This is a genomic window from Streptomyces sp. adm13(2018) (assembly GCF_008042145.1).
Lineage (GTDB): Bacteria > Actinomycetota > Actinomycetes > Streptomycetales > Streptomycetaceae > Streptomyces.
Window position 1 is genome coordinate 1 of sequence record NZ_RDBH01000123.1, and the last position, 2886, is coordinate 2886.

At 71.6% G+C, this 2886-nt stretch carries 3 protein-coding genes; all 3 read right to left on the reverse strand.

Annotation, left to right across the window (positions count from 1 at the left end):
• Positions 1–922, reverse strand: a 922-nt coding sequence (locus EAO70_RS15640; RefSeq protein WP_148003595.1) for a DUF4389 domain-containing protein, incomplete at its 3' end; no start/stop codon positions are given.
• 153 nt (positions 923–1075) lie between these two features.
• A complete protein-coding gene (gene pntB / locus EAO70_RS15645) occupies positions 1076–2494 on the reverse strand; it encodes a Re/Si-specific NAD(P)(+) transhydrogenase subunit beta (protein ID WP_148003596.1) in 1419 nt (472 codons plus the stop codon).
• Between the two features lies 1 nt (position 2495).
• The coding region (locus EAO70_RS39250) for a proton-translocating transhydrogenase family protein (protein WP_261992886.1) at positions 2496–2886 on the reverse strand (391 nt) is incomplete at its 5' end.

Here is a 2886-nt window from a genome sequence, read left to right on the forward strand (position 1 = left end):
GCGTCGACAGGGGCGCCACGAGGCAGAAGTACGCGGTCCGGAAGCGCGGCGAGCGGAGGGTCCAGGCGGCGAGCACGATCCACAGGGGCCACCACAGCAGGGTCGCCCGGGGAAGGGACTGGTACCAGTACGACGTCCCCAGCGCCCACAGGCTGAGGCCGACGTAGACGGCCTCGGGCCAGCGGCGGCGGCGCACCAGGAGGGCCGCGAGCSCCAGGAGCAGGAAGAGCCAGACCAGGACCTGCGCGCCGGTGCTCAGCCGCAGCGGTCGGGTCGCGGAGTACGCGGGGAGCCCGGCGGTCTCGGGGCCGTCGCCCAGGACTCCCTTGGGGTACACCGGGGTCAGCAGACTGGCGTAGGCCGTCAGGCGCATGCGGTACCGCACGACGGCCGCGGTGGCTCCGAAGACCGGTTCGGGGAGCCGGCCCAGGACGATGCCGATCAGCCAGAACACCCAGGCGACGGCGAACCAGCCGGACATCGCGAGGCTGCTGACGACGGCCGCCGGGATCATCAGGATCAGCCGGAAGAGGACGGCGAGCCGGTTGAGCGGGGTGGCGCGGAGTTCGATGCGCACCGGGTAGTCGGGGGCGTCGAAGGAGAACGGCGGGTAGCGGTCGACGAGCAGGGTCGCGTCGGCCGTGACCCGGGTCTGGTAGGCGAGGACCGAGCCGAGGAAGGACGCGATCGGGTCGGGCAGCCGGCCCAGGACCAGGGCGCTGAACCAGCCCGCGATCGTGACGAAGAACGCGAGGAGGGACAGCAGGGCGACGACGACGAACTGCGGCAGGAGCAGGAGCCAGCGCAGCAGCACGGTCCAGCGGCGCTGGCGCCCGGGCGGCGGCACGTCCAGCACCGGCCGCCATTCGGGCCCGTCGGCGTCGGCTCCGGCCGCGGGCCGGGGTTCCCAAGCTGCTGCCATGGCGGTCTCCGTCTCTCCGGCGTCCCCCGCTTCCCGGTCACGTCGATGGTCACCCGGGAGCCCGGCCCCCGCACGGTCACGGGGCCACCCGGAGCACAGGGGACGGGACCGGAGCGCGGGCGCGCACTCCGGTCCCGTCCCCTGTCGCTCTCCTCAGAGCGCGCCGACGATGTCCTCGACCCGGGCCTTCGCGTCGCCGAAGAGCATCGAGGTGTTCTCGCGGAAGAACAGCGGGTTCTGCACGCCGGCGTAGCCCGAGGCCATCGACCGTTTGAAGACGATGACCCGGCCCGCCTCCCAGACGGTGAGGACCGGCATGCCGGCGAGCGGGCTCGACGGGTCCTCGGCTCCGGCGGGGTTGACGGTGTCGTTGGCGCCGATGACCAGGACGACGTCGGTCTTCTCGAAGTCCTCGTTGATCTCGTCCATCTCCAGGACGATGTCGTACGGCACCTTGGCCTCGGCGAGCAGGACGTTCATGTGGCCGGGCAGCCGGCCGGCGACCGGGTGGATGCCGAACCGTACGTCGACGCCCTTCGCCCGCAGCTTGGAGGTGAGTTCGGCGACGGGGTACTGGGCCTGGGCAACGGCCATGCCGTAGCCGGGTGTGATGACCACGGAGCGGGCGGAGGCGAGGAGTTCGGCGGTGCTCTCCGCGGTGATCTCCGAGTGCTCCCCGTAGTCGACGTCCGAGCCCGCCGGGGCCTCGATGCCGAAGCCGCCGGCGATCACGGAGAGGAAGGAGCGGTTCATCGCCCTGCACATGATGTACGACAGGTAGGCGCCGGAGGAGCCGACGAGGGCGCCGGTGATGATCAGCAGGTCGTTGCCGAGGAGGAAGCCGGAGGCCGCCGCGGCCCAGCCGGAGTAGCTGTTGAGCATGGAGACGACCACCGGCATGTCCCCGCCGCCGATCGAGGCGACCAGGTGCCAGCCGAGGGCGAGCGCCACGGCGGTGACGGCGATCGGCAGCCACAGCGCGGGCGCGGTCACGAACCACACGGTCAGGACGGCGAAGAGGCCGAGCGCGCCGAGGTTGAGGGCGTTCTTGCCCGGCAGCGTCAGCGGCCTGGAGTCGATCTTCGCGGAGAGCTTCAGGTAGGCGACGATGGAGCCGGTGAAGGTCACCGCGCCGATGAACAGGCCGATGAACACCTCGGCGTGGTGGATCCCCAGGGTGCCGAGGGCCTCCAGGGCGCGGGCCTCCTCGCCGTCCGGCCGGTGTTCGACGTTGAGGTAGCCGTTCCAGCTGACCAGGACGGCGGCGAGGCCGACGAAGGAGTGCAGCAGCGCGATCAGTTCGGGCATGCCGGTCATCTCGACGCCTCGGGCCCGCTGGAGGCCGATCAGCGCGCCGATCAGCATGGCGGCGGCCATCAGACCGAGGCTCGCCGTGCCGATGTCGCCGTCGACGGCGAGCAGCACGGACGCGACGAGCGCGATGCCCATGCCGAGCATGCCGAAGGCGTTGCCGAGCCGGGCCGACTCGTGCTTGGAGAGTCCCGCCAGCGCCAGGATGAAGAGCAGCGCGGCGACGAGGTAGGCCGCCTGGGCGGCAAGGTTCGCAGACATGTCAGCTCCGGTTGAACATGGCGAGCATGCGACGCGTCACCGCGAAGCCGCCGAAGACGTTGATACTGGCCAGCAGGATCGCCACGGCGGACAGCACCGTGACCACCGTGCTCCCGTGCCCGATCTGGAGCAGCGCGCCGACCACGATGATCCCGGAGATCGCGTTGGTCACCGACATCAGCGGTGTGTGCAGGGCGTGGTGGACGTGGCCGATGACGTAGTAGCCGATCACGATCGCGAGCACGAACACCGTCAGGTGGGGCAGCAGCGCCGCCGGGGCGAACCCGGCGGCGAGGAACAGCAGCAGCGCGGCCAGCGCGACGCCGCCGAACCTCCGGCCCGCCGTCAGCGGCTTCCGTACGGCCGGGGCCGGCGCCGGTGCCGCGGCGGGG